The 24,882-nt window shown below is 71.5% G+C and carries 20 protein-coding genes; 13 read left to right on the forward strand and 7 right to left on the reverse strand.

The genetic code is table 11. From position 1 onward, the window contains the following. Positions 1–75 precede the first annotated feature (75 nt). Positions 76–498 (forward strand): Rieske (2Fe-2S) protein, encoded by a 423-nt coding sequence (locus C1708_RS24790; protein ID WP_106414749.1) that lies wholly within the window; start codon positions 76–78, stop codon positions 496–498. A gap of 89 nt (positions 499–587) precedes the next feature. Here C1708_RS24790 and C1708_RS24795 read toward each other — a convergent pair whose 3' ends face one another. Both C1708_RS24795 and C1708_RS34485 read right to left on the reverse strand, forming a co-directional pair. After that, a complete protein-coding gene (locus tag C1708_RS24795) occupies positions 588–1,535 on the reverse strand; it encodes a hypothetical protein (protein WP_106414750.1) in 948 nt (315 codons plus the stop codon). Positions 1,536–1,869: 334 nt separating this feature from the next. Next, complete coding sequence (locus C1708_RS34485) at positions 1,870–2,046, reverse strand: hypothetical protein (RefSeq protein ID WP_198602584.1); 177 nt, start codon at positions 2,044–2,046, stop codon at positions 1,870–1,872. Between the two features lie 296 nt (positions 2,047–2,342). On the opposite strand from C1708_RS34485, the gene uvrC reads away from it, so the two are divergent. The 11 genes from uvrC to pgi all read left to right on the forward strand — a co-directional run bounded on the left by uvrC (position 2,343) and on the right by pgi (position 16,714). Next, a complete protein-coding gene (gene uvrC / locus C1708_RS24800; RefSeq protein WP_106414751.1) occupies positions 2,343–4,442 on the forward strand; it encodes an excinuclease ABC subunit UvrC in 2,100 nt (699 codons plus the stop codon). Then, positions 4,439–5,443 (forward strand): RNase adapter RapZ, encoded by a 1,005-nt coding sequence (gene rapZ / locus C1708_RS24805; RefSeq protein ID WP_106414752.1) that lies wholly within the window; start codon positions 4,439–4,441, stop codon positions 5,441–5,443. Before uvrC ends, rapZ begins: the two co-directional genes overlap by 4 nt. Continuing rightward, positions 5,440–6,507: a gluconeogenesis factor YvcK family protein gene (locus C1708_RS24810; RefSeq protein WP_106414753.1), complete on the forward strand. Its 1,068-nt coding sequence runs from the start codon at positions 5,440–5,442 to the stop codon at positions 6,505–6,507. Before rapZ ends, C1708_RS24810 begins: the two co-directional genes overlap by 4 nt. Then, positions 6,498–7,487, forward strand: a complete 990-nt coding sequence (gene whiA, locus C1708_RS24815; RefSeq protein WP_106414754.1) for a DNA-binding protein WhiA — start codon at positions 6,498–6,500, stop codon at positions 7,485–7,487. Before C1708_RS24810 ends, whiA begins: the two co-directional genes overlap by 10 nt. Positions 7,488–7,654: 167 nt before the next feature. Then, complete coding sequence (locus tag C1708_RS24820) at positions 7,655–10,609, forward strand: M14 family metallopeptidase (protein WP_106414755.1); 2,955 nt, start codon at positions 7,655–7,657, stop codon at positions 10,607–10,609. Between the two features lie 232 nt (positions 10,610–10,841). Continuing rightward, entirely contained in the window at positions 10,842–11,849 is a 1,008-nt protein-coding gene (gene gap / locus C1708_RS24825; RefSeq protein WP_106414756.1) for a type I glyceraldehyde-3-phosphate dehydrogenase, read from the forward strand. A 158-nt stretch (positions 11,850–12,007) separates the two neighbouring features. After that, a complete protein-coding gene (locus C1708_RS24830; protein WP_106414757.1) occupies positions 12,008–13,219 on the forward strand; it encodes a phosphoglycerate kinase in 1,212 nt (403 codons plus the stop codon). 6 nt (positions 13,220–13,225) lie between these two features. Beyond that, positions 13,226–14,002: a triose-phosphate isomerase gene (gene tpiA / locus C1708_RS24835; protein ID WP_106414758.1), complete on the forward strand. Its 777-nt coding sequence runs from the start codon at positions 13,226–13,228 to the stop codon at positions 14,000–14,002. Between the two features lie 145 nt (positions 14,003–14,147). Beyond that, positions 14,148–14,378, forward strand: a complete 231-nt coding sequence (gene secG / locus C1708_RS24840; RefSeq protein ID WP_198602743.1) for a preprotein translocase subunit SecG — start codon at positions 14,148–14,150, stop codon at positions 14,376–14,378. A gap of 211 nt (positions 14,379–14,589) precedes the next feature. Continuing rightward, positions 14,590–14,925, forward strand: a complete 336-nt coding sequence (locus C1708_RS24845) for an RNA polymerase-binding protein RbpA (protein WP_078066843.1) — start codon at positions 14,590–14,592, stop codon at positions 14,923–14,925. A 139-nt stretch (positions 14,926–15,064) separates the two neighbouring features. Beyond that, complete coding sequence (gene pgi / locus C1708_RS24850; RefSeq protein ID WP_106414760.1) at positions 15,065–16,714, forward strand: glucose-6-phosphate isomerase; 1,650 nt, start codon at positions 15,065–15,067, stop codon at positions 16,712–16,714. Positions 16,715–16,948: 234 nt separating this feature from the next. On the opposite strand, the gene pgl is transcribed toward pgi, so the two are convergent. Genes pgl through tkt form a run of 5 tightly spaced genes read right to left on the reverse strand, consistent with a single transcriptional unit; the run spans position 16,949 to position 23,578 of the window. After that, complete coding sequence (gene pgl / locus C1708_RS24855; RefSeq protein ID WP_106414761.1) at positions 16,949–17,734, reverse strand: 6-phosphogluconolactonase; 786 nt, start codon at positions 17,732–17,734, stop codon at positions 16,949–16,951. Further along, positions 17,731–18,813 carry a glucose-6-phosphate dehydrogenase assembly protein OpcA gene (gene opcA / locus C1708_RS24860; protein ID WP_106414762.1) on the reverse strand — a complete coding sequence of 361 codons (1,083 nt, stop codon included), beginning with the start codon at positions 18,811–18,813 and terminating at the stop codon, positions 17,731–17,733. The genes pgl and opcA overlap by 4 nt, the downstream gene beginning before the upstream one ends. Beyond that, complete coding sequence (gene zwf / locus C1708_RS24865; RefSeq protein WP_106414763.1) at positions 18,810–20,333, reverse strand: glucose-6-phosphate dehydrogenase; 1,524 nt, start codon at positions 20,331–20,333, stop codon at positions 18,810–18,812. The genes opcA and zwf overlap by 4 nt, the downstream gene beginning before the upstream one ends. A 4-nt stretch (positions 20,334–20,337) precedes the next feature. Beyond that, positions 20,338–21,456, reverse strand: coding sequence for a transaldolase (gene tal / locus C1708_RS24870; RefSeq protein ID WP_106414764.1), 1,119 nt, complete (start codon positions 21,454–21,456; stop codon positions 20,338–20,340). A gap of 34 nt (positions 21,457–21,490) precedes the next feature. Next, complete coding sequence (gene tkt / locus C1708_RS24875) at positions 21,491–23,578, reverse strand: transketolase (protein WP_106414765.1); 2,088 nt, start codon at positions 23,576–23,578, stop codon at positions 21,491–21,493. Positions 23,579–23,918: 340 nt separating this feature from the next. Between tkt and C1708_RS24885 the strand changes: the two genes are divergently transcribed. Next, positions 23,919–24,872, forward strand: a complete 954-nt coding sequence (locus tag C1708_RS24885; protein ID WP_198602585.1) for a heme o synthase — start codon at positions 23,919–23,921, stop codon at positions 24,870–24,872. Positions 24,873–24,882: the final 10 nt, after the last annotated feature.

Here is a 24,882-nt window from a genome sequence, read left to right on the forward strand (position 1 = left end):
CCGCAATCCGCCCCACCCGCCCCGGTATCGTCCGGGTGAACAGTCGTCCACCGCGCACGAACCGTGGGAGCCCGCATGTCCGCCCGACCCGCCGCTACCCGCCGGACCGTCCTGCGAGGCGCGGCCCTCACACCCGTCGCGGGGCTGGGACTCACCGCCTGCGGGGGCGGCGGCGACGACAGGTCCGCCCCGCTGAGCGGACCCGTCGAGCTGGGGCCAGAGAACGAGGTCGCCGCGGGCGGCGCCAAGCTGTACCGGAATCACAACGTGGTCGTCAGCCGCGACGAGGACGGCTCGTTCACCGCGTACAACACCGTGTGCACGCACGCGGGGTGCCCCATCAACAAGCTGGACGGAACCAGGCTGATCTGCCCGTGTCACGGCAGCGAGTTCGACGCCGCCACCGGGAAGGCGCTGCGTGAGCCGGCTGTGGCGCCGCTGAAGCCGCTGGCCGTCGAGGTGAAGAACGGCACGCTGGTCGCCAAGCCCCGCGACTGACCCCCGACTGACCCCCGACTGAGCCCCGAATGACCCCCGACTGACGCGCGCCTGAGCCCGCGCCCCAGCCCGTTCGGTCCGGATCCGGGCTATTCCCAGTCCCAGGCGATCCCCACGTAGCCGGCCCGCAGGCGTGGTTCCACCAGGTGCACCGTCCGGTGCCGCGTGCTGAGGGCCAGCGCCTGGCGGCCTCCGCGCGGGGCCGCGGCCGAGTGCTGGGTGAAGCGGTGGCACCGTACGGGGAGCGCGGCGGAGTCGAAGCAGATCTGGAGCGCGTACTGGCCGCCGGGGGAGCCCGCGCCCCGTACGTATTCGCGGCAGACACCGCCGGTGCCGTCCTCCACGGTGTACCGGAAGAGGAAGGTGTCACCGGCGCGCAGCCGGATGTCGAAGAGCAGCTCGGCCGCGAGCACGCCTGTGTCGTGGTGATGGCGCACGCGTCCGACGCGGCAGTTCTCCAGGGTGCGCACCTGCATGCGTTCCGGGTCGGCGCCCGGGTCGCCGTGGTGGACGGCGACGTAGCGGTCGACGCCGTCGCGGTGGGCGCGCACGATGTGGTGGGACTCGCGCTCCGCCAGTTCCCGGCGCGTGCCGATGCGCACCCGCTCGTGGTGGCCCAGGGTGTGCAGCCCGCCGTCGCGCGGGGTGCCGAACTCGGCCAGCAGCTTGTCCAGGACCCCTGAGACCTCCATGAGGGAGCGGTAGGTGCGGCCGGCGGAGCGGCGGTCCGCGGCCCGGTCGTCCGTCTCGGCGAGCAGACGGATCAGTGACTCCTCCGGCAACTGCAGGATCTCCTCCAGCGCCCGTACGGCCCGCAGCGACTCCGGGCGCTGAGGGCGGCGGGCGCCCTGCTGCCAGTAGCTGAGGCTGGTGACGCCCACCTTCACGCCGTGGCGGGACAGGTGGTGCTGCACCCGCTGCAACGGCAGTCCCCGCGCGGCTATCGCGGCGCGCAGGGCGACATGGAACGGGCCGCCGCGCAGGGCCGCGTCCAGTTCTGCGGTGACGACGTCCGCGTGCTGTGTGGCGTGCGGCATGCAGGGGCCTCTCTGTGAAGGTCACAACGGCTGGTCAGACCGTTCGCACGGAGTGTCCCGGGGGCCCGCCCCCGTCGGTACGGCGCGGTCTTCACACGCGTACGCCGTCGTTCAGCGCCCCGAGTTCCCACGCATTGAAGCGTGTTGACCAAGTCCCGACAACCGTCTGGCGGCAAGGGCGGCACACGCGAGGGGGCCGTACCAGCCATGCGGCCGGTACGGCCCCCTGAGGTGCGTACGGGATGTCTTCTACGTGGCCTTCATCGTCTTCGTGCTCTACGTGGCCTGCATGGCATAGGTGACCTACGTGACCTACGTGGTCTTCGTCCCGGGCTCAGGCCCCGTCGGCGTGCTCCCCGCCCCGGAGCCGCGAGTCCGCGGCCCGGAGGCGCTTCGCGCGCACGATGTCGGGGTCGCGCGGGTCGAGGGACTCGGGGAAGGCAGCCGTCTCGTCCGAGTACCGGCGGTACCGGGCCGGCCGTCGTGGTTTCTCGATCCGCATCTGTCGCATACGACCTCCCGACTCGCGGTCACTCGCGCGACCGCTGTCACGACCGCCTCGGACCACCGGCCGGAGAGCCGGTCCGGACCGGCGGACGGACCACGGCCGCGGTCCGTCCGCCGGCCCCGTTGATCGCCCGAGGCGCGAACCCCCCACATTCCCGTTTACCGGCCGCCGTAACCCATCCGGCCCGCACCGGACCTCGCGGACCGGCTCCGGAGGCCACCCGGAACCGCCCCGATCCGATCCGCCGCCCCCGCCCCGGCCCCGCCGTCCTGTCGGTGCCCGCCAGTAGGGTGTGAGGCATGGCCGACCCCTCCAGCTACCGCCCCAGACCGGGTGAGATCCCCGACTCGCCGGGGGTCTACCGGTTCCGTGACGAGCACCGCCGGGTGATCTACGTCGGGAAGGCGAAGAGCCTGCGCCAGCGCCTGGCGAACTACTTCCAGGACCTGGCCGGGCTGCACCCGCGCACCCGCTCGATGGTGACCACGGCCGCGTCCGTGGAGTGGACGGTGGTCTCGACGGAGGTCGAGGCGCTGCAGCTGGAGTACTCCTGGATCAAGGAGTTCGACCCCCGGTTCAACGTCAAGTACCGCGACGACAAGAGCTACCCGTACCTCGCGGTGACGATGAACGAGGAGTACCCGCGCGTGCAGGTGATGCGCGGTCACAAGAAGAAGGGCGTGCGGTACTTCGGCCCGTACGCGCACGCGTGGGCGATCCGCGACACCGTGGACCTGATGCTGCGCGTCTTCCCGGTGCGCACCTGCTCGGCGGGCGTCTTCAAGAACGCCGCCCGCACCGGCCGGCCCTGCCTGCTCGGCTACATCGGCAAGTGCTCGGCGCCCTGCGTGGAGCGGATCTCCGCCGAGGACCACCGGGAGCTGGCCGAGGAGTTCTGCGACTTCATGGCCGGCCGCACCGGCGCCTACCTGCGCCGTCTGGAGCGGCAGATGGCGGAGGCGGCCGAGGAGATGGAGTACGAGCGGGCCGCGCGCCTGCGCGACGACATCGGCGCCCTGAAGAAGGCCATGGAGAAGAACGCGGTGGTGCTGGCGGACGCCACCGACGCCGACCTGATCGCGGTCGCCGAGGACGAGCTGGAGGCGGCCGTCCAGATCTTCCACGTGCGGGGCGGGCGCGTGCGCGGCCAGCGCGGCTGGGTCACGGACAAGGTCGAGGAGATCACCACCGGCGCCCTGGTCGAGCACGCCCTGCAGCAGCTCTACGGCGAGGAGACCGGCGACGCCGTCCCGCGTGAGGTGCTGGTGCCCGCCCTGCCCGACCCGGTGGAGCCGGTGCAGGAGTGGCTGGCCGGGCGGCGCGGGGCGAACGTCTCCCTGCGCGTCCCGCAGCGCGGGGACAAGAAGGCCCTGATGGAGACCGTGGAGCGCAACGCCCAGCAGGCGCTCGTGCTGCACAGGACCAAGCGGGCCTCCGACCTCACCACGCGCTCGCGCGCGCTGGAGGAGATCGGCGAGGCCCTGGGCCTGGACAGCGCCCCGCTGCGCATCGAGTGCTACGACATCTCGCACCTCCAGGGCGACGACGTGGTGGCCTCCATGGTGGTCTTCGAGGACGGGCTGGCCCGCAAGAGCGAGTACCGCCGCTTCCAGATCAAGGGTTTCGCCGGCCAGGACGACGTCCGGTCCATGCACGAGGTGATCACCCGGCGCTTCCGCCGCTACCTGGCGGAGAAGGAGCGCACGGGGGAGTGGACCGACGGGGAGGAGCCCGGCGCCGCGGCGGACCCGGGGACGGCCGCCGCGGGTCTCGCGGAGCCGCCCGCGAGCACCCTCACGGAGGACGACGGGCGCCCCAAGCGGTTCGCGTACCCGCCGCAGCTCGTCGTGGTGGACGGCGGCGCGCCGCAGGTCGCGGCGGCCCAGCGGGCGCTGGACGAGCTGGGCATCGACGACATCGCCGTGTGCGGCCTCGCCAAGCGGCTGGAGGAGGTGTGGCTGCCCGGCGACGACGACCCGGTGGTGCTGCCCCGTACCAGCGAGGGCCTGTACCTGCTGCAGCGCGTCCGTGACGAGGCGCACCGCTTCGCGATCACCTATCAGCGCAGCAAGCGCGCCAAGCGCTTCCGGTCCAGCCCCCTGGACGACGTCCCGGGTCTCGGCGAGACCCGCAAGCAGGCGCTGATCAAGCACTTCGGCTCGTTGAAGCGGCTGCGGTCGGCGACGATCGAGCAGATCTGTGACGTTCCGGGCATAGGGCGCAAGACGGCCGAGACGGTCGTCGCGGCTCTCGTCCGGGCGACACCCGGCGGTCCCGCTGTGAACACGGCGACGGGCGAGATCATGGATGACACGGAAGAACCCGGGCAACAGACGGGTTCTCCGGGGGCGCCCGTGACCACGGGCGCCCCGGACGAACGACGGGGGCAGGAGCGATGACCGAGCACGAGACAGGGTCTGCCGGGCAGCGGGACCGGGCGGCGCAGCAGGCGGGCGGGGCCACGGCCCGCGCCGGCATCCGGCAGGACAACGGAGCACAGGTGAAGACGGGCAAGGAAAACGGCGGGGTGCCCGAGGTGGGCATCCCCGAGCTGGTGATCATCTCCGGGATGTCCGGGGCCGGCCGGTCGACGGCCGCGAAGTGTCTGGAGGACCTCGGCTGGTTCGTCGTCGACAACCTGCCGCCCGCGCTGATCCCCACCATGGTGGAGCTCGGCGCGCGCTCCCAGGGCAACGTGGCGCGGATCGCGGTCGTCGTCGACGTCCGCGGCCGGCGCTTCTTCGACAACCTGCGCGAGTCCCTCGCCGACCTCGACGCGCGCGGTGTCACCCGGCGCACGGTGTTCCTGGAGTCCTCCGACGATGCCCTGGTGCGCCGCTTCGAGTCGGTCCGCCGCCCTCATCCCCTCCAGGGCGACGGCCGGATCGTCGACGGCATCGCCGCCGAGCGGGAGCTGCTGCGCGAGCTGCGCGGCGACGCCGACCTGGTGATCGACACCTCCGGGCTCAACGTGCACGAACTGCGCGCGAAGATGCACGCGCAGTTCGCCGGCGAGGAGGAGCCCGAGCTGCGGGCCACCGTGATGTCCTTCGGCTTCAAGTACGGCCTCCCGGTCGACGCCGACCTGGTCGTGGACATGCGGTTCCTGCCCAACCCGCACTGGATCCCCGAGCTGCGCCCCTACACCGGCCTCAACGAGGAGGTGGCGTCGTACGTCTTCAACCAGCCCGGCGCCAAGGAGTTCCTCGACCGCTACGCCGAGCTGCTGCGCATGGTCGCCGCGGGCTACCGCCGTGAGGGCAAGCGCTACGTGACCATCGCGGTCGGCTGCACGGGCGGCAAGCACCGCTCGGTCGCCATGTCGGAGAAGCTCGCCGCCCGGCTCGCCGCGGAGGGCGTGGAGACGGTGGTCGTCCACCGGGACATGGGACGGGAATGACACGACGTACGCCGCGGCTGAGCCGGCTGCGCAGAGCGGTCCCCGAGGGCCGTGCCGGCCGGCCGGCCGAGACGCGTGGCGCGCGCCCGCGCCGCAGGGGTGCACAGCCCAAGGTCGTCGCCCTCGGCGGCGGAATGGGTCTGTCCGCGTCGCTCGCCGCCCTGCGCCGGATCACCGGCGACCTCACCGCCGTGGTCACCGTCGCCGACGACGGCGGCTCCAGCGGCCGCCTGCGTGACGAACTGGGCGTGCTGCCCCCCGGCGACCTGCGCAAAGCGCTCGCCGCGCTGTGCGGGGACGACGACTGGGGCCAGACCTGGGCGCGCGTCATCCAGCACCGCTTCCAGTCCAAGGGCGACCTGCACGAGCACGCGGTCGGCAACCTGCTGATCGTGGCCCTGTGGGAGCAGCTCGGCGACCACGTCAAGGCGCTGGACCTGGTGGGCATGCTGCTCGGCGCGCACGGCCGGGTGCTGCCCATGTCCGCCGTGCCGCTGGAGCTCCAGGCGCTGGTCAAGGGGCACGACCCGGAGCGCCCCGACGACATCGGCACCGTCCGCGGCCAGGCCACCGTCGCCCTCACCCCGGGCGAGGTGCAGTCGGTGCACCTCGTGCCGAACGACCCGCCGGCCGTGCCCGAGGCGGTCGCGGCGGTGCTGGACGCCGACTGGGTGGTGCTGGGACCCGGCTCCTGGTTCTCCTCGGTGATCCCGCACCTGCTGGTCCCCGAGCTGCTGGACGCCCTCGTCGAGACGAAGGCGCGCCGGGTGCTCTCGCTGAACCTCGCCCCGCAGCCCGGAGAAACCGAGGGCTTCTCCCCGCAGCGTCATTTGGAGGTTTTGGGGCGACACGCCCCTAAACTCGCCCTGGACGTGGTGCTGGCCGACGAGGCCGCCGTGCCCGACCGCGACTTGCTGACCGATGCCGCCAAGCGGTTCGGCGCCGCGGTCGAGCTGGCCCCCGTGGCCCGGACCGACGGAAGCCCCCGGCACGACCCGGAGCTGTTGGCCGCCGCGTACGACCGTATTTTTCGGATGCATGGAAGGATCGGCCCATGGCGATGACGGCAGCGGTGAAGGACGAGATCAGCCGGCTCCCCGTCACCCGTACCTGCTGCAGGAAGGCGGAGGTCTCCGCCGTTCTGCGGTTCGCCGGCGGCCTCCACCTGGTCAGCGGGCGCATCGTGATCGAGGCGGAGCTGGACACCGCCATGGCCGCCCGGCGGCTCAAGCGGGACATCCTGGAGATCTTCGGCCACAGCTCCGAACTGATCGTGATGGCGCCGGGCGGACTGCGCCGCGGCTCCCGCTACGTGGTGCGCGTGGTCGCCGGAGGCGACCAGCTCGCCCGTCAGACCGGTCTGGTGGACGGCCGGGGCCGTCCGATCCGCGGCCTGCCCCCGCAGGTGGTCTCGGGAGCCACCTGCGACGCCGAGGCCGCCTGGCGCGGTGCCTTCCTCGCACACGGCTCCCTCACCGAGCCCGGCCGTTCCTCCTCCCTGGAGGTGACCTGCCCCGGCCCCGAGGCCGCGCTCGCCCTGGTCGGCGCCGCCCGTCGGCTGCACATCGCCGCCAAGGCGCGCGAGGTGCGCGGCGTGGACCGGGTGGTCGTCCGGGACGGCGACGCGATCGGCGCGCTGCTCACCCGGCTGGGCGCGCACGAGTCGGTGCTGGCCTGGGAGGAGCGCCGGATGCGCCGCGAGGTGCGGGCCACGGCGAACCGGCTGGCCAACTTCGACGACGCCAACCTGCGCCGCTCCGCCCGCGCCGCCGTCGCGGCCGGCGCCCGGGTGCAGCGCGCGCTGGAGATCCTCGGCGACGACGTGCCCGAGCACCTCGCCGCGGCCGGCCGGCTGCGCATGGAGCACAAGCAGGCCTCCCTGGAGGAGCTGGGCGCGCTCGCCGACCCGCCGCTCACCAAGGACGCGGTGGCCGGACGCATCCGCCGGCTGCTGGCGATGGCCGACAAGCGCGCCGCGGACCTCGGCATCCCCGGCACGGAGGCCAACCTCAGCGAGGAACTGGACGACAAGATCGGCGTCTGACGCGCCCCGCGCGATCGTCCGACGCCTGACCGGAGCACCGGCGCCGCCGCCCAGTCGGGTGAGCGGCGCCGGTTCCGTGTGTCGCGGGGGCGCCCTTGACTCGATCATGTTGTGTCATGAGCCTGGCAACTGTTCGCCGCCGTGGCGGACCTCTCCCAGGGGGGCTCATGAGACGCAGAGCGAGATCGATCCTCGCCGTCGGCACGCTCCTGATCGGCGGAGCCGGCTTCGCACCCGCCGCCCAGGCGCAACCCGCACCGACCTCGTCCGGCGATCCCGGCGAGGTCAAGGTCTACCGCGCCGACGTCACGCGGCAGCAGGTGCCCCTGCTGCTGGCGGCGGGGCAGGACGGCCACGAACTCGGCGAGCGGGTGCCCGAACGGGGCACGGCCGCCGTCGAGGTGTATCTCACCGAGGGACAGGCGCGGAAGCTCGGGAAACAGGGCGTCGACCTCACCGAGCACACGCTCCCCGCCCGGGCGGAGAAGCGCGTGGCGGACGCCGCCGAGGGCGTCTTCCGCCCGTACAGCGGCAAGGGCGGCCTCAAGGAGGAGATCCTGCGCACCGCGCAGCGCAACCCCTCCCTCACCAAGGTCGTCTCCATCGGGAAGACGGTCCGGGGGCAGGACATCCTCGCCCTGAAGCTCACCAAGCGGGCCCGCACGAGCAAGGACGGCTCCCGGCCCGCCGTCCTCTACATGGCCAACCAGCACGCCCGTGAGTGGATCACGCCGGAGATGACCCGCCGGCTGATGCACCACTACCTGGATCGCTACCGCACCGACCGGCGGATCAAGAGGATCGTCGACACCACCGAGCTGTGGTTCGTCCTCTCCGCCAACCCCGACGGCTACGACCACACCTTCGCCGACGACGCCAACCGCCTGTGGCGCAAGAACCTGCGGGACGTCAACGGCGACGGGAAGATCGGCACCGGCGACGGCGTCGACCTCAACCGGAACTTCCCCTACAAGTGGGGCTACGACGACGAGGGCTCCTCGCCCGACCCCACCAGCCAGACCTACCGGGGCGCCTCCCCGGGCTCCGAGCCCGAGACCAAGGCGATCGACGCCTTCCAGAAGCGCATCGGCTTCACCTACGGCATCAACTACCACTCCGCCGCCGAGCTGCTCCTCTACGGGGTCGGCTGGCAGGTGGCCACGCCGACGCCCGACGACGTGCTGTACAAGGCGCTCGCGGGCACGCCGGACAACCCGGCGATCCCCGGCTACCACCCGCAGCTCTCCTCCGAGCTGTACACCACCAACGGCGAGGCCGACGGCCACGCGGCCAACGTCAACGGCCTGGCGATGTTCACCCCGGAGATGTCGACCTGCCAGACCGCCTCCGCCTACGACCCCGACGACGCCTGGGAGCCCGCCGACTGCCGTTCGATCTTCACCTTCCCGGACGACGAGAAGCTGATCCAGCAGGAGTTCGCCAGGAACGTCTCGTTCGCGCTCTCCGTCGCCGAGTCCGCCGCGCACCCCGACCGGCCGTCCTCCGCGGTCGGCCTGGAGGCCGCGGACTTCACCCCGGCGGCCTTCACGACGTCCTACGCGCGCGGCGGTGACCAGGAGATCTCCGTCGTGGCCCGCAAGTCGGTGCGCGACAAGGAGCTGCGGTACCGGGTCGACGGCGGCCGCACCCACAGCGCGGACCTCAGACCCTGGCGGGGCGGCGAGCGCTACGGCGGCGAGGACGACCTCTACTTCGACGAGTACCGCGCGACGGTGCGGCACGGTGAGCCGGGCGACCGGGTCGAGGTGTGGTTCACCGGCAAGGCCCGCGGCGGCAAGAAGGTGTCGAGCGAGCCCTTCACCTACACCGTGGCGCCGCGGCCCCGCGCGGACGTCCTGGTCGTGTCCGAGGAGGGCGCGAAGGCCACGGGCACGAAGACGTACACCGACGCGCTGCGGGCGAACGGCCGGAGCGCCGCCGTCTGGGACGTGGCGGAGAAGGGCGCGCCGGACGCGCTGGGCGTGCTGAGCCACTTCCGCACCGTCGTCCACCACACCGGCGCGGCCGTCCCGGGCGTCGCCACCCAGCTCCAGCTGCGGGCCTTCCTCAACGAGGGCGGCCGGCTGATCGAGGCGGGCGAGCGGGCCGGCGGCAGCGTCGACCTCGGCGACGGCGTGCTGTCCGACGACTTCAGCCAGTACTACCTGGGCGCCTACACCCGCACCGCCACCTCCGGCGCCACCGCGTTCACGGGCGCCGGACGCCTCGCCGGCACCGGCGGGCCGCTCGGCGACGCGCCCGGGAACCCGCTCGACGGGGCCGGCGGCTACGGCCTCACCTCCGACGAGCTGCCCGCCGACCGGTACCCGCGGTTCGCGAGCTTCGGAGCCGGGTCGTTCACCGGCACGGTCAACCCGTACGGGCCCTACGCGGGCTCCTCCATGGCGGCCGCCGTGCACACCGACGACGGTTACAAGCGCCTCACCCGCACCGTCGACCTCACGGGTGTCACCGCCGCCGAGCGGCCCGCCCTGCGCACCCGGCTGCTGTGGGACACCGAGCGGGGCTACGACCATGTGATCGTCGAGGCGCGCACGGCCGGCGGCGACGACTGGACGACCCTGCCCGAGACGGGCGGCGCGACCCGCACCACCGTGCCGTCCGAGTGCGCGGCCGGGTTCTACGTCGCCGGGCACCCCTGGCTGGAGCACTATCTGACGCCGGGCGACGACGGCTGCGCCGCGACCGGCGCCACCGGCTCGTGGAACAGCCTCACCGGCTCCTCCGGCGGCTGGCGGCAGGTGGAGTTCGACCTGAGCGCCTACGCGGGCCGGACGGCCGAGGTGTCGGTCGCCTATGTCACCGACCCGGGCAGCGGCGGCCGGGGCGTCCTCGCCGACGAGGCCTCGCTGGTGACCGGTGGGACCGTCACCGAGACCGAGGGCTTCGAGGAGTCCCTGGGCGCCTGGCGGGCCTCCGGACCGCCCCCGGGCAGCCCGGCCGTCCTGAAGGACTGGGCCCGCACCGGGGAGCTGTTCCGGACCTACGCGGCGGTCACCACGGGCGACACCGTGCTGCTGGGATTCGGTCTCGAGCACCTCACCTCGGCGGCCGACCGGGCCGCCCTGCTGAGGAAGGCGCTGGCCGCCGTCCGCGGGTGACACCGGCGCCGGCGGACGCGGTCACGGACGGCAGGACGGCGAAAAGGGTGACTGGAGTCCGTCGCCCTGGGGCGGTCCGTACCCTACTGACGGGTACGGGCCGCCCCGCCGGGTATGGGACAACTCGATGTCACGGCCGGGGCCCCGGAGAGGTAGGGTCGACAGTGGTCGGGGACATCCCAAATACAGCTCGCCGGCGTCAGAGCCGGCGCACCAACGAGGAGATCGGTTCGTGACGATCCGCGTAGGCATCAACGGGTTTGGCCGCATCGGTCGGAACTACTTCCGCGCGCTGCTGGAGCAGGGCGCCGACATCGAGATCGTGGCCGTCAACGACCTGGGCGACACGGCGACCACCGCGCACCTGCTGAAGTACGACACCGTCCTGGGCCGTCTCAAGCAGGAGGTCTCGCACACCGAGGACACCATCACCGTCGGCGACAAGACGATCAAGGTCCTCTCCGAGCGCAACCCCGCCGACATCCCGTGGGGTGAGCTGGGCGCCGACATCGTCATCGAGTCGACCGGCATCTTCACCAAGAAGGAAGACGCCGAGAAGCACATCGCCGGCGGCGCCAAGAAGGTCGTCATCTCCGCCCCGGCGAAGAACGAGGACATCACGCTCGTCATGGGCGTGAACCACGAGCAGTACGACCCGGCGAACCACCACGTCATCTCCAACGCCTCCTGCACCACCAACTGCGTGGCGCCGATGGCGAAGGTGCTCGACGAGAACTTCGGCATCGTCAAGGGCCTGATGACGACGGTCCACGCGTACACGAACGACCAGCGCATCCTGGACTTCCCGCACAAGGACCTGCGCCGCGCCCGTGCCGCCGCCGAGAACATCATCCCGACCACCACGGGCGCCGCGAAGGCCACCGCCCTGGTGCTGCCGCAGCTCAAGGGCAAGCTGGACGGCATGGCCATGCGCGTCCCGGTCCCGACCGGCTCCGTCACGGACCTGGTGGTCGAGCTCTCCCGCGAGGTCACCAGGGAAGAGGTCAACGCCGCCTTCCAGAAGGCCGCCGAGGGCGAGCTGAAGGGCTACCTGGAGTACACGGAGGACGCGATCGTCTCCTCCGACATCGTCAACGCCCCGGCGTCCTGCACCTTCGACTCCTCCCTGACCATGGTCCAGGAGGGCAAGAACGTGAAGGTCATCGGCTGGTACGACAACGAGTGGGGCTACAGCAACCGCCTCGTCGACCTGACGGTCTTCATCGGCAACCAGCTCTGATCGTGGAGCGGGCGGCCTGATATGAGTGCAGGGCTCGGACGGTGCGGCGACGCGCCGTCCGAGCCCTGACGCACGTATCGGAACGGTCGCCCTCTTCCGACCACGAGCGATCACGAGCGAACAGGTCGCTGAACACGTTGCTCTGACAGGGAGCCCCCATGAAGACGATCGACGAACTCCTCTCCGAAGGCGTCGCGGGCAAGCGGGTCTTCGTCCGCGCCGACCTCAACGTGCCGCTGGACGGCACCGCCATCACCGACGACGGCCGCATCCGCGCCGTGCTGCCCACCGTCAAGGCGCTCGCCGACGCGGGCGCCCGCGTGGTCGTCGCCTCCCACCTGGGCCGCCCCAAGGGCGCCCCGGACCCCGCCTTCTCGCTCGCCCCGGCCGCCACGCGCCTCGGTGAACTCCTCGGCGCCGACGTCGCGTTCGCCACCGACACGGTCGGCGAGTCGGCCGCCTCGACCGTCGCCGGCCTCGCCGACGGCCAGGTCGCGGTCCTCGAGAACCTGCGCTTCAACCCGGGCGAGACCAGCAAGGACGACGCCGAGCGCGGCGCCTTCGCCGACCAGCTGGCCGCCCTCGCCGACGTCTACGTCGGCGACGGCTTCGGCGCGGTGCACCGGGGACACGCCTCGGTCCTCGACCTCCCGGCCCGCCTGCCGCACTACGCCGGACACCTCATCGCCACCGAGGTCGGCGTGCTGAAGAAGCTCACCGACGACGTCAAGCGGCCCTACGTGGTCGCCCTCGGCGGTGCCAAGGTCTCCGACAAGCTGGCCGTCATCGACCAGCTGCTCGGCAGGGCCGACCGCATCCTCATCGGCGGCGGCATGGCCTACACCTTCCTCAAGGCCAAGGGGTACGAGGTCGGCTCGTCCCTGCTCCAGGAGGACCAGATCCCGGCCGTCCAGGAGTACCTGGAGCGCGCCGAGAAGAACGGCGTCGAGCTGGTGCTCCCGGTCGACACCCTGGTCGCCGGCGAGTTCCCCGACATGAGGGCCAAGGCGCCGGGCAACCCCGAGAACGTCGCCGCGGACGCCATCCCGGCCGGGAAGATGGGCCTGGACATCGGCCCGGAGACCCGCAAGCTCTACGCCTCGAAGCTCGCCGACGCCGCCACCGTCTTCTGGAACGGCCCCATGGGCGTCTTCGAGCACCCCGACTACGCCGAGGGCACCAAGACGGTCGCCCAGGCCCTCCTCGACTCCCCGGGCTTCACCGTGGTCGGCGGCGGCGACTCCGCCGCCGCGGTCCGTACCCTGGGCTTCGACGAGCAGGCATTCGGCCACATCTCGACCGGCGGCGGCGCCTCCCTCGAATACCTCGAGGGCAAGACGCTCCCCGGCCTCGCAGCACTGGAGGACTGACCCTCAATGACCACCCGTACGCCGCTGATGGCGGGCAACTGGAAGATGAACCTCAACCACCTCGAGGCCATCGCCCAGGTCCAGAAGCTCGCCTTCGCCCTGGCCGACAAGGACTACGAGGACGTCGAGGTCGCCGTCCTGCCGCCGTTCACCGACCTGCGCTCCGTGCAGACCCTGGTCGACGGCGACAAGCTGAAGATCAAGTACGGCGCCCAGGACATCTCGGCCCACGACGGCGGCGCCTACACCGGCGAGATCTCCGGCCCCATGCTGGCCAAGCTGAAGTGCGCCTACGTGGCGGTCGGCCACTCCGAGCGCCGCCAGTACCACGCCGAGACCGACGAGGTCGTCAACGCCAAGGTGAAGGCCGCCTTCAAGCACGGCCTCACCCCCATCCTGTGCGTCGGCGAGGAACTGGAGGTCCGCGAGGCGGGCAACCACGTCTCCCACACCCTCGCCCAGGTCGAGGGCGGCCTGAAGGACGTCCCGGCCGAGCAGGCCGAGTCGGTCGTGATCGCCTACGAGCCCGTCTGGGCCATCGGCACCGGCAAGGTCTGCGGCGCCGAGGACGCGCAGGAGGTCTGCGCGGCCGTCCGCGGCAAGCTGGCCGAGCTGTACTCCCAGGAGCTGGCCGACAAGGTCCGCATCCAGTACGGCGGCTCCGTGAAGTCCGGCAACGTCGCCGAGATCATGGCGCAGCCCGACATCGACGGCGCCCTGGTCGGCGGCGCCTCGCTGGACGCCGACGAGTTCGTCAAGATCATCCGCTTCCGCGACCAGTGAGTGACCGGGGGTGCGCCCCGCGCGGGCGCACCCCGGGGACGGGAGTAGGCCACAGGGCTGATCCGTCGTACTCTTGCGGGGTCCAGTCCCGTGCTGGACCCCGTGTCGTCCATCCGTTTCCGAGGAAGTTGGTCCAGCCGTGGTTCTGGGGTTCTCCATCGCCCTGATCGTCTTCAGCCTGCTGCTGATGCTGCTGGTGCTGATGCACAAGGGGAAGGGCGGCGGCCTCTCCGACATGTTCGGTGGTGGCATGCAGTCGTCCGTCGGCGGCTCCTCGGTCGCCGAGCGCAACCTCGACCGGATCACGGTCGTGGTCGGTCTGCTGTGGGCCGCGTGCATCGTGGTGCTCGGCATCATGATGAAGATGAACGACTGACCCACGCGGCGCGATCAGCCCGCATCCCCACGTAACGCCCCATGTTCGGTACGCGCAGCTGAGCGCGGCCTATCATGGGGCTTGCGTCTGGATGCGGAGACAGGTAACTCCTATCACTGGACGCGCGTTGGGCCTTACGTAGACTGAGGCGCCCGCGGCGAAGCGGTACGCCGAATCGCTTCGCGGCACCATTACGCAGGGAGTTACGACCGTGGCAAGTGGCAACGCGATCCGGGGGAGCCGGGTCGGGGCGGGGCCGATGGGCGAGGCCGAGCGCGGCGAGTCCGCGCCGCGGCTGCGCGTCTCCTTCTGGTGCTCCAACGGGCACGAGACACAGCCGAGCTTCGCGAGCGACGCGCAGGTGCCCGACACCTGGGACTGCCCCCGCTGCGGCTTCCCGGCCGGGCAGGACCGCGACAACCCGCCGGACCCGCCGCGCACCGAGCCCTACAAGACGCACCTCGCCTACGTGCGGGAACGGCGCAGCGACGCGGACGGCGAGGCGATCCTCGCCGAGGCGCTCGCCAAGCTGCGCGGCGAGATCTAGCACCCGACGCGCCGGGCGCGCACGCCCGCCCTCCGGCCGGTTCGCTCTCCGGGCACTTCCGTCCTCCTCAGCGCTGATCAATTAGGTTGGGATCAGTCGGCACAGCGGGGACATCCAAGGAAGAAGGCTGAAGTCCGAGATGAACGCAGACGGCCGTAGCAGGCTCAACCAGACGCCCGAATGGACCGCACTGACCAAGCACCGCGAGGAGCTCGGCGAGGTACGGCTGCGCGAGCTGTTCGAGGCCCACCCGGACCGCGGCACCGGTTACACCCTCCGGGTCGGTGACCTGTACGTCGACTACTCCAAGCACCTGGTCACCGACGAGACGCTGCGGCTGTTGCGTGAACTGGCCGCGGCCACGGACGTGTTCGGGCTGCGGGACGCGATGTTCCGCGGGGAGCGGATCAACACCACCGAGGACCGTGCGGTGCTGCACACCGCGCTGCGGGCGCCGCGGGACGCGGTGATCGAGGTCGACGGGGAGAACGTCGTCCCGGCCGTGCACGCGGTGCTGGACCGGATGGCCGACTTCGCGGACCGGGTCCGCTCCGGGGAGTGGACCGGCCACACGGGCCGGCGCATCCGCAACGTCGTCAACATCGGCATCGGCGGCTCGGACCTGGGCCCGGCGATGGCCTACGAGGCGCTGCGTGCCCACACCGCGCGGGACCTGACGTTCCGTTTCGTCTCCAACGTCGACGGCGCCGACCTCCACGAGGCGATCCGGGACCTGGATCCGGCGGAGACGCTGTTCATCGTGGCGTCGAAGACGTTCACCACGATCGAGACGGTCACCAACGCCACGTCCGCCCGCGCCTGGCTGCTCGACGGACTCGGGGACGAGAAGGCGGTGGCGCGGCACTTCGTCGCCCTGTCGACGAACGCGGAGAAGGTCGCCGGGTTCGGGATCGACACGGCGAACATGTTCGAGTTCTGGGACTGGGTCGGCGGGCGGTACTCGTACGACTCGGCGATCGGGCTGTCGTTGATGATCGCGATCGGTCCGGACCGGTTCCGGGAGATGCTGGACGGCTTCCGGATCGTCGACGAGCACTTCCGCACCGCCCCGCCGGAGGCCAACGCACCGCTGCTGCTCGGTCTGCTGGGGGTCTGGTACAACAACTTCCACGACGCGCAGTCGCACGCGGTGCTGCCGTACTCGCACTACCTGTCGAAGTTCACCGCCTACCTCCAGCAGCTCGACATGGAGTCCAACGGCAAGTACGTCGGCCGGGACGGACGCGAGGTCGACTGGCAGACCGGCCCCGTGGTGTGGGGCACGCCGGGCACCAACGGGCAGCACGCCTACTACCAGTTGATCCACCAGGGCACCAAGCTGATCCCCGCCGACTTCATCGGCTTCGCCGAGCCCGTGGAGGAGCTGAGCGACCGGCTCGCCGCCCAGCACGACCTGCTGATGGCCAACTTCTTCGCCCAGACGCAGGCGCTGGCCTTCGGCAAGACCCCGGACGAGGTGCGCGCCGAGGGCGTGCCCGAGGACCTGGTCCCGCACAAGACCTTCCGGGGCGACCACCCCACCACCACGATCCTGGCCACCGCGCTGACCCCCTCGGTGCTGGGCCAACTGGTCGCCCTCTACGAGCACAAGGTGTTCGTGCAGGGCGCCATCTGGAACATCGACTCCTTCGACCAGTGGGGCGTCGAACTCGGCAAGGTGCTCGCCAAGCGCGTGGAGCCCGCGCTCACCGAGGGCGCCGACGTCCCCGGCCTCGACCCGTCCACCAAGGCCCTGGTCGCCGCCTACCGGGAGCTGCGCGGACGCTGACACCGGGTGCGGGGAGCGGCCGTCCGCTCCCCGCACAGCACCAGCAGCGCGGGGGAGGGGGCGGGGCGATCCCCGCGCCGACGCCGCTCGGTCTGCTCCGGGTGCCGATCAGCCGGTGCGCCGGCGGGAGCCCTGGAGGGGCGGAGGGGTGTTCGCCCCTCCGCCCCTCCTTCCCGTCCCTGGGGGCCGCGCCCGTCCCCTCAGGGCCTCCCCCTCAAGCGCCGGACGGGCCGGCTACGGCGTCGCCGGCGGGTACAGCGACCTCGGGAGCTGGGACGCCGCCGCCGCGTCCAGGAGCCACAGGGTGCGGGAGCGGCCGTACGCGCCCGCTGCGGGGGCCTGGATCTCGCCTGCGCCCGAGAGGGCGATGGCGGCGGCCTCCGCCTTGTCCTCGCCCGCGGCCAGGAGCCACACCTCGCGGGCCGCGCGGATCGCGGGCAGGGTGAGGGTGACCCGGGTCGGCGGGGGCTTGGGAGCGCCGTGGACGCCGACGACCGTGCGCTCCGTCTCGCGGACCGCGGGCAGTTCGGGGAACAGGGACGCCACATGGGTGTCCGGGCCCACGCCCAGCATCAGGACGTCGAAGGCCGGCACCGGCCCGTGGTCCTCCGGCCCCGCCGCCGCGGCCAGCTCCTCCGCGTAGGCGGCGGCCGCCGCCTCCACGTCCGAGCCGTGCGGACCGTCCGACGCGGGCATGGCGTGCACGCGCTTCGGGTCCAGCGGCACCGCGTCCAGCAGCGCCTCTCGGGCTTGGGTGACATTGCGGTCCGGGTCGCCCTCGGGCAGGAACCGCTCGTCTCCCCACCATAGGTCCAGACGCGACCAGTCGATCGCGTCCCGGGCCGGGGCGGCGGCCAGCGCGGCCAGCAGGCCGTTGCCGTTGCGGCCGCCGGTCAGCACGACCGACGCCCCGCCCCGGGAGGACTGCGCGTCCACGATCCTGGTGATCAGCCGGGCCGCCGCGGCCTGCGCCATCAGCTCCTTGTCCCGGTGCACGACCAGCTGGGGTGTCGTACTCACTTCGCCGCCGCCCTCTTCACCGGCGCCTCCGCCGTCGCTTCGGCCGCGGGACCTTTCGCGACCGACTCGACGGGAGCGGGGACGGCTTCGCGTTCTCCGCTCTCCCGTCGCCCGGCCTCCCCTTCTCCTTTGGCCGGCGCGTCACCGCCGTCCCCCTGCTTCAGCCGCTCCACGCCGTAGCGCAGGGCGGACGCGTAGGTGTCGTCCGGGTCCAGCCGGCGCAGTTCCTCCGCGATCAGCTCGGCGGTGTCCCGGCGCTTCAGCGCCACCGCGCGCTTCGGCTGGCCCTGGATGGCCAGCGTCGCCAGCGAGCCGTCGGCGCGGTCCAGCACGATCGGGCCGCAGTCGGTGTCCATGCGGACCGCCGTGAGACCCGGGCCCGCGGAGCGGGTGCGCCGGACGGGGACGTCCAGCCGGTCCGCGAGCCACATCGCCAGCAGCTCGCAGCTCGGGTTGAACTCCTCGCCCTCCACCTCGACGCCCTGCACCTCGCAGGCGACCTGGTCCAGCGCGGCGGCCAGCATCGAACGCCACGGCGTGATGCGGGTCCACGACAGGTCCGTGTCGCCCGGGGTGTAGGCGTCGGCGCGGGCGGCCAGCTCCTTCACCGGCTGCTCGCAGGCGTAGGTGTCGGTCACCCGGCGCTGGGCCAGCGCGCCCAGCGGGTCGTTCGCCGGGTCCAGCGGCGCGTTGACCGGCCACCACACCACCACCGGGGCGTCCGGCAGCAGCAGCGGCAGCACCACCGACTGGGCGTGGTCGACGACCTCGCCGTACAGCCGGAGCACCACCGTCTCGCCGGTGCCGGCGTCCGCGCCGACCCGCACCTCGGCGTCCAGCCGCGACTGCGTGCGGTCCCGCGGCGAACGGGAGACGCGCTTGATGACGACCAGCGTGCGCGAGGGGTGCTCGCGCGAGGCGTCGCCGGCCGCCTTCAGCGCGTCGTAGGCGTTCTCCTCGTCCGTGACGATGACCAGGGTCAGCACCATGCCGACGGCCGGCGTGCCGATGGCCCGCCGGGCCTTCACCAGCGCCTTGTTGATCTTGCTGGCCGTGGTGTCCGTGAGGTCTGTCTTCATGGCCGGCGCCAGCTCCGTCCGTCTCGTGCGAGCATGTCGTCCGCCTCGGCGGGTCCCCAGGTGCCGGCCTGGTACTGGGCCGGCTTGCCGTGGGCGTCCCAGTACTCCTCGATCGGGTCGAGGATCTTCCAGGACAGCTCGACCTCCTCCGTGCGCGGGAAGAGGTTGGAGTCGCCGAGCAGGACGTCGAGAATCAGCCGTTCGTACGCCTCCGGGCTGGACTCGGTGAACGACTCGCCGTAGGCGAAGTCCATCGACACGTCCCGGATCTCCATCGACGTGCCCGGCACCTTCGAGCCGAACCGCACCGTGACGCCCTCGTCCGGCTGGACGCGGATCACGATGGCGTTCTGGCCGAGCTCCTCGGTGGCCGTGGTGTCGAAGGGGGAGTGCGGCGCCCGCTGGAAGACCACCGCGATCTCCGTCACCCGGCGGCCCAGCCGCTTGCCGGTGCGCAGGTAGAAGGGGACGCCCGCCCAGCGGCGGTTGTCGATGCCCAGCTTGATCGCCGCGTAGGTGTCCGTCTTGGAGGACGGGTCGATGCCCTCCTCCTCCAGATAACCGATGACCTTCGCGCCGCCCTGCCAGCCGGCCGCGTACTGCGCGCGCACGGTGTCCCGGCCCAGGTCCCCCGGCAGCCGCACGGCGCCGAGCACCTTGGTCTTCTCCGCGGCCAGCGCGTCCGCGTCGAAGGAGGCGGGCTCCTCCATCGCGGTCAGCGCGAGCAGCTGCAGGAGGTGGTTCTGGATGACGTCGCGGGCGGCGCCGATGCCGTCGTAGTAGCCGGCCCGGCCGCCGATGCCGATGTCCTCGGCCATGGTGATCTGCACGTGGTCCACGAAGGACCGGTTCCAGATCGGTTCGAACATCTGGTTGGCGAAGCGCAGCGCCAGGATGTTCTGGACGGTCTCCTTGCCCAGGTAGTGGTCGATCCGGAAGACCTGCTCCGGGGCGAACACCTCGTGGACGATGGCGTTCAGTTCCTCCGCCGACCTCAGGTCGTGCCCGAACGGCTTCTCGATGACCGCGCGCCGCCAGGAACCGTCCGTCTGGTCCGCCAGCCCGTGCTTCTTCAGCTGCTGGATGACCACGGGGAAGGACCGCGGCGGCACCGACAGGTAGAAGGCGAAGTTGCCGCCCGTGCCCTGCGCCTTGTCCAGTTCCTCGATCGTGCCGCGCAGCCGCTCGAAGGACTCGTCGTCGTCGAAGGTGCCCTGCACGAACCGCATGCCCTGGACGAGCTGCTGCCAGACCTCCTCGCGGAAGGGGGTCCGCGCGTGCTCCTTGACCGCGTCGTGGACCTCCTGCGCGAAGTCCTCGTCCTCCCACTCCCGGCGGGCGAAGCCCACCAGCGAGAAGCCCGGCGGCAGCAGCCCCCGGTTGGCGAGGTCGTACACGGCCGGCATCAGCTTCTTGCGTGACAGGTCGCCCGTGACGCCGAAGATGACCAGGCCCGACGGCCCCGCGATACGCGGGAGCCGTCGGTCAGCGGGGTCACGCAGCGGATTGCTGCTCGACAAGATCTCAGCCCTCCGAGGGGGCGAGGCGCTGGAGCTCCGCCTCGGTCGACTTCAGCAGGTCGTTCCAGGACGCCTCGAACTTGTCGATGCCCTCGTCCTCCAGAAGCTGCACCACCTCGTCGTAGGAGATGCCGAGCCGCTCGATCGCGTCCAGATCGGCGCGCGCCTGCTCGTAGGTGCCGGAGACCGTGTCGCCCCGGATGTCACCCTGCTCCTCGGTGGCGAACAGCGTCGCCTCCGGCATGGTGTTCACCGTGTTCGGCGCCACCAGCTCGTCGACGTACATGGTCGCCTTGTACGCCTTGTCCTTCACACCGGTGGACGCCCACAGCGGACGCTGCTTGTTGGCGCCCTCGCGCTCCAGCGCGGCCCAGCGCTCGGTGGAGAAGACCTCCTCGTACGCCTGGTAGGCCAGGCGCGCGTTGGCGATGGCGGCCTTGCCGCGCAGCGCCTTGGCCTCGTCGGTGCCGAGCGCGTCGATCCGCTTGTCGATCTCGGTGTCCACGCGGGACACGAAGAAGGACGCCACGGAGTGGATCTCCGACAGGTCAAGGCCGCGGGACTTGGCCTTCTCCAGGCCCGCCACGAACGCGTCCATCACCTTGCGGTAGCGCTCCAGGGAGAAGATCAGCGTGACGTTGACGCTGATGCCCAGGCCGATGACCTCGGTGATGGCCGGGATGCCCGCCTCGGTCGCCGGGATCTTGATCAGGGTGTTCGGCCGGTCCACCAGCCAGGCGAGCTGCTTGGCCTCGGCGACCGTCGCACGGGTGTCGTGCGCCAGACGCGGGTCCACCTCGATGGACACCCGGCCGTCCTGGCCGTCGGTGGCGTCGAAGACCGGGCGCAGGATGTCGGCGGCGTCACGGACGTCCGCCGTGGTGATCATCCGGATGGCCTCCTCGACGGTCACCTTCCGGGCCGCGAGGTCGGTGAGCTGCGTGTCGTAGCCGTCGCCCTCGGAGATCGCCTTCTGGAAGATCGTCGGGTTGGTGGTGACGCCCACGACGTGCTGCTGGTCGATCAGCTCGGCGAGGTTGCCCGAGGTGATCCGCTTGCGCGACAGGTCGTCCAGCCAGATCGCGACGCCTTCGTCGGAAAGGCGCTTCAGTGCGTCTGTCATGGAAATTCCCTCTCCTACGTGTCGTATACGAGCGTCAGCGCCGGGCGGCGGCGATCGATTCCCGCGCGACGGCGGCCACGTTGTCGGCGGTGAAGCCGTACTCCTGGAACAGCACCTTGCCGTCGGCCGAGGCACCGAAGTGCTCCAGCGAGACGATGCGGCCGGCGTCGCCCACGTACTTGTGCCAGGTGAGGCCGATCCCCGCCTCGACGGCCACGCGCGCCTTCACGGACGGCGGCAGGACGCTGTCCCGGTACCCCTGGTCCTGCTCCTCGAACCACTCCACGGACGGCATGGACACCACGCGCGTCGGCACGCCGTCGGCCTGCAGCCGCTCCCGCGCCTCGACGGCGACGTGCACCTCGGAACCGGTGGCGATGAGGATGACCTCGGGCTCGCCGCCCTCGGCCTCGAACATCACGTAGCCGCCGCGGGCCGCGTCCTCGTTGGGCTCGTACGTCGGCACGCCCTGGCGGGTCAGCGCCAGACCGTGCGGGGCGCCCTTGCCGAACTCCTTGGTCCAGCGCTTCAGGATCTCGCGCCAGGCGATCGCGGTCTCGTTCGCGTCCGCCGGGCGGACCACGTTCAGGCCCGGGATGGCGCGCAGCGACGCGAGGTGCTCGACCGGCTGGTGGGTCGGGCCGTCCTCGCCGAGACCGATGGAGTCGTGCGTCCACACGTACGTCACCGGCAGGTGCATCAGCGCCGACAGGCGGACGGCGTTGCGCATGTAGTCCGAGAACACCAGGAAGGTGCCGGCGTAGATGCGGGTGTTGCCGTGCAGCGCGATGCCGTTCATCTCCGCGGCCATGGCGTGCTCGCGGATGCCGAAGTGGATCGTGCGGCCGTAGGGGTCCGCCTCGGGCAGCGGGTTGCCGGCGGGGAGGAACGACGACGTCTTGTCGATCGTCGTGTTGTTGGAGCCGGCCAGGTCGGCCGAGCCGCCCCACAGCTCCGGGATCACCGCGCCGAGCGCCTGCAGCACCTTGCCGGAGGCGGCGCGGGTGGCGATGCCCTTGCCGGGCTCGAACACCGGCAGCGCGTCCTGCCAGCCCTTGGGCAGCTCGCCGGCGGCGATCCGGTCGTACTCGGCGGCGCGCTCGGGGTTGCCCTCCCGCCACTGCTGGAAGGACTTCTCCCAGTCGGCACGCGCGGCCCGGCCGCGCTCCAGCGCCTTGCGGGTGTGCGCGATGACCTCGTCGGCGACCTCGAAGGTCTTCCCCGGGTCGAAGCCGAGGACGCGCTTGGTGGCCGCGACCTCGTCGTCGCCGAGCGCCGAGCCGTGCGCGGCCTCGGTGTTCTGCGCGTTCGGGGCGGGCCAGGCGATGATCGAGCGCATCGCGATGAAGGACGGCCGGTCGGTGACCTTCTTGGCCTCCTGGATCGCGTCGTAGATCGCGTGCGGGTCCAGGTCGCCGTCCGGCTTCGGCGCCACGCGCTGCACGTGCCAGCCGTACGCCTCGTACCGCTTGACCGTGTCCTCGGAGACGGCCGTCTCGGTGTCGCCCTCGATCGAGATGTGGTTGTCGTCCCACAGCAGGATCAGGTTGCCGAGCTTCTGGTGGCCGGCCAGCGAGGACGCCTCGGCGGAGATGCCCTCCTGGAGGCAGCCGTCACCGGCGATGCAGTAGACGTAGTGGTCGAACGGCGACTCCCCGGTGGGGGCCTCCGGGTCGAACAGACCACGCTCGTAACGGGCGGCCATCGCCATGCCCACCGCGTTGGCGACACCCTGGCCGAGCGGGCCGGTCGTGGTCTCCACGCCCGTGGTGTGGCCGTACTCCGGGTGGCCCGGGGTCTTCGAGCCCCAGGTGCGGAAGGACTTCAGGTCGTCCAGCTCCAGGCCGAAGCCGGCCAGGTAGAGCTGGGTGTAGAGGGTCAGGGACGAGTGGCCGGCGGACAGCACGAAGCGGTCTCGCCCGACCCAGTCGGCGTCCGCCGGGTCGTGCCGCATCACCTTCTGGAAGAGGGTGTACGCGGCAGGCGCCAGGCTCATCGCCGTACCCGGATGGCCGTTGCCGACCTTCTGTACGGCATCGGCGGCCAGGACGCGGGCGGTGTCGACGGCCCGCTGGTCCCACTCGGTCCACTCGAGGTCTGTGGTGGTCGGCTTGATGCTCACCCTGAGTCAGGGCTCCTCTCCACATGTCGGATGCCGGTGTTCACCCACCGGCGAGGTCGAGCCTACCCCCGGAGGAGGTGCCTTCTTCCGGGTCGTTCCAGAGTGCGGGCACTCCCTGGGATCCGCCTCCTGACCGGGAATTTTCCACATCCGGCAGATGAATACGGAGCCGCTCATCCGCGTGCTCAATCGAGCCGGAGGGCGCACCTCGGAGGGGTTTCGCCAACACGACCGGACCCCCGCGAATGCCGGGGTCTGGGCAACGTCTAGAGTGGCGTGGTACGCGCGAGCCCTCACCGCCAGCTCACAGGGAAAGGCTCGCTGGGATGTCTCTGTAGGGGTGTGCGTGACGGCCGTTGAATCCCGCCCGGCGGGGGTTTTGGGGACGAGTCAGAGCCCTGCGCATCGGCCGTTCCGGGCCCGTGTGATGGCTTTCGTGGCTCTCACCAAGCCGCGGATCATCGAACTGCTGCTCATCACCACCGTCCCGGTGATGTTCCTGGCGCAGCAGGGCGTGCCCGACCTGACGCTCGTGCTGCTGACCTGTGTCGGCGGCTACCTGTCGGCCGGCGGCGCCAACGCGCTCAACATGTACATCGACCGCGACATCGACGCGCTGATGGACCGCACCGCGCAGCGCCCGCTGGTGACCGGCATGGTCAGCCCGCGCGAGGCCCTGGTCTTCGGCATCACCCTGGCGGTCGCCTCCACGCTGCTGTTCGGCCTCACCGTCAACTGGCTGTCCGCCTGGCTCTCCCTCGGCGCGCTCCTCTTCTACGTGGTCGTCTACACGATGATCCTCAAGCGGCGCACGGCGCAGAACATCGTGTGGGGCGGCATCGCCGGCTGCATGCCGGTGCTGATCGGCTGGTCCGCGGTCACCAACTCGATGTCCTGGGCCCCGGTCGTCCTCTTCCTCGTCATCTTCTTCTGGACGCCGCCGCACTACTGGCCGCTGTCCATGAAGGTGAAGGAGGACTACGCGCGCGTGGGCGTGCCGATGCTGCCGGTCGTCGCCGGCAACAAGGCGGTCGCCCGGCAGATCGTCCTCTACAGCTGGGTGATGGTCGGTGTGTCGCTGCTGCTCACCCCGATGGGCTACACCGGCTGGTTCTACACCGCGGTCGCCCTGGCGGCCGGCGGCTGGTGGCTGTGGGAGGCGCACGCGCTGCTGAACCGCGCCAAGGCCGAGGTGACGGGCGCCAAGCTCAAGGAGATGCGGCTGTTCCACTGGTCCATCACCTACGTCTCGCTGCTGTTCGTCGCCATCGCGGTGGACCCGTTCCTGCGCTGAGACACCCCCG

This window comes from Streptomyces sp. DH-12, from assembly GCF_002899455.1.
Classification (GTDB): domain Bacteria; phylum Actinomycetota; class Actinomycetes; order Streptomycetales; family Streptomycetaceae; genus Streptomyces.

Bases quoted from the DNA above. Each gene is read 5' to 3' on its own strand.
- C1708_RS24790 (WP_106414749.1), top strand. From the start codon at position 76: ATGTCCGCCCGACCCGCCGCTACCCGCCGGACCGTCCTGCGAGGCGCG.
- C1708_RS24795 (WP_106414750.1), bottom strand. From the start codon at position 1,535: ATGCCGCACGCCACACAGCACGCGGACGTCGTCACCGCAGAACTGGAC.
- C1708_RS34485 (WP_198602584.1), bottom strand. From the start codon at position 2,046: ATGCGACAGATGCGGATCGAGAAACCACGACGGCCGGCCCGGTACCGC.
- uvrC (WP_106414751.1), top strand. From the start codon at position 2,343: ATGGCCGACCCCTCCAGCTACCGCCCCAGACCGGGTGAGATCCCCGAC.
- rapZ (WP_106414752.1), top strand. From the start codon at position 4,439: ATGACCGAGCACGAGACAGGGTCTGCCGGGCAGCGGGACCGGGCGGCG.
- C1708_RS24810 (WP_106414753.1), top strand. From the start codon at position 5,440: ATGACACGACGTACGCCGCGGCTGAGCCGGCTGCGCAGAGCGGTCCCC.
- whiA (WP_106414754.1), top strand. From the start codon at position 6,498: ATGGCGATGACGGCAGCGGTGAAGGACGAGATCAGCCGGCTCCCCGTC.
- C1708_RS24820 (WP_106414755.1), top strand. From the start codon at position 7,655: ATGAGACGCAGAGCGAGATCGATCCTCGCCGTCGGCACGCTCCTGATC.
- C1708_RS24830 (WP_106414757.1), top strand. From the start codon at position 12,008: ATGAAGACGATCGACGAACTCCTCTCCGAAGGCGTCGCGGGCAAGCGG.
- tpiA (WP_106414758.1), top strand. From the start codon at position 13,226: ATGACCACCCGTACGCCGCTGATGGCGGGCAACTGGAAGATGAACCTC.
- pgi (WP_106414760.1), top strand. From the start codon at position 15,065: ATGAACGCAGACGGCCGTAGCAGGCTCAACCAGACGCCCGAATGGACC.
- opcA (WP_106414762.1), bottom strand. From the start codon at position 18,813: ATGAAGACAGACCTCACGGACACCACGGCCAGCAAGATCAACAAGGCG.
- tal (WP_106414764.1), bottom strand. From the start codon at position 21,456: ATGACAGACGCACTGAAGCGCCTTTCCGACGAAGGCGTCGCGATCTGG.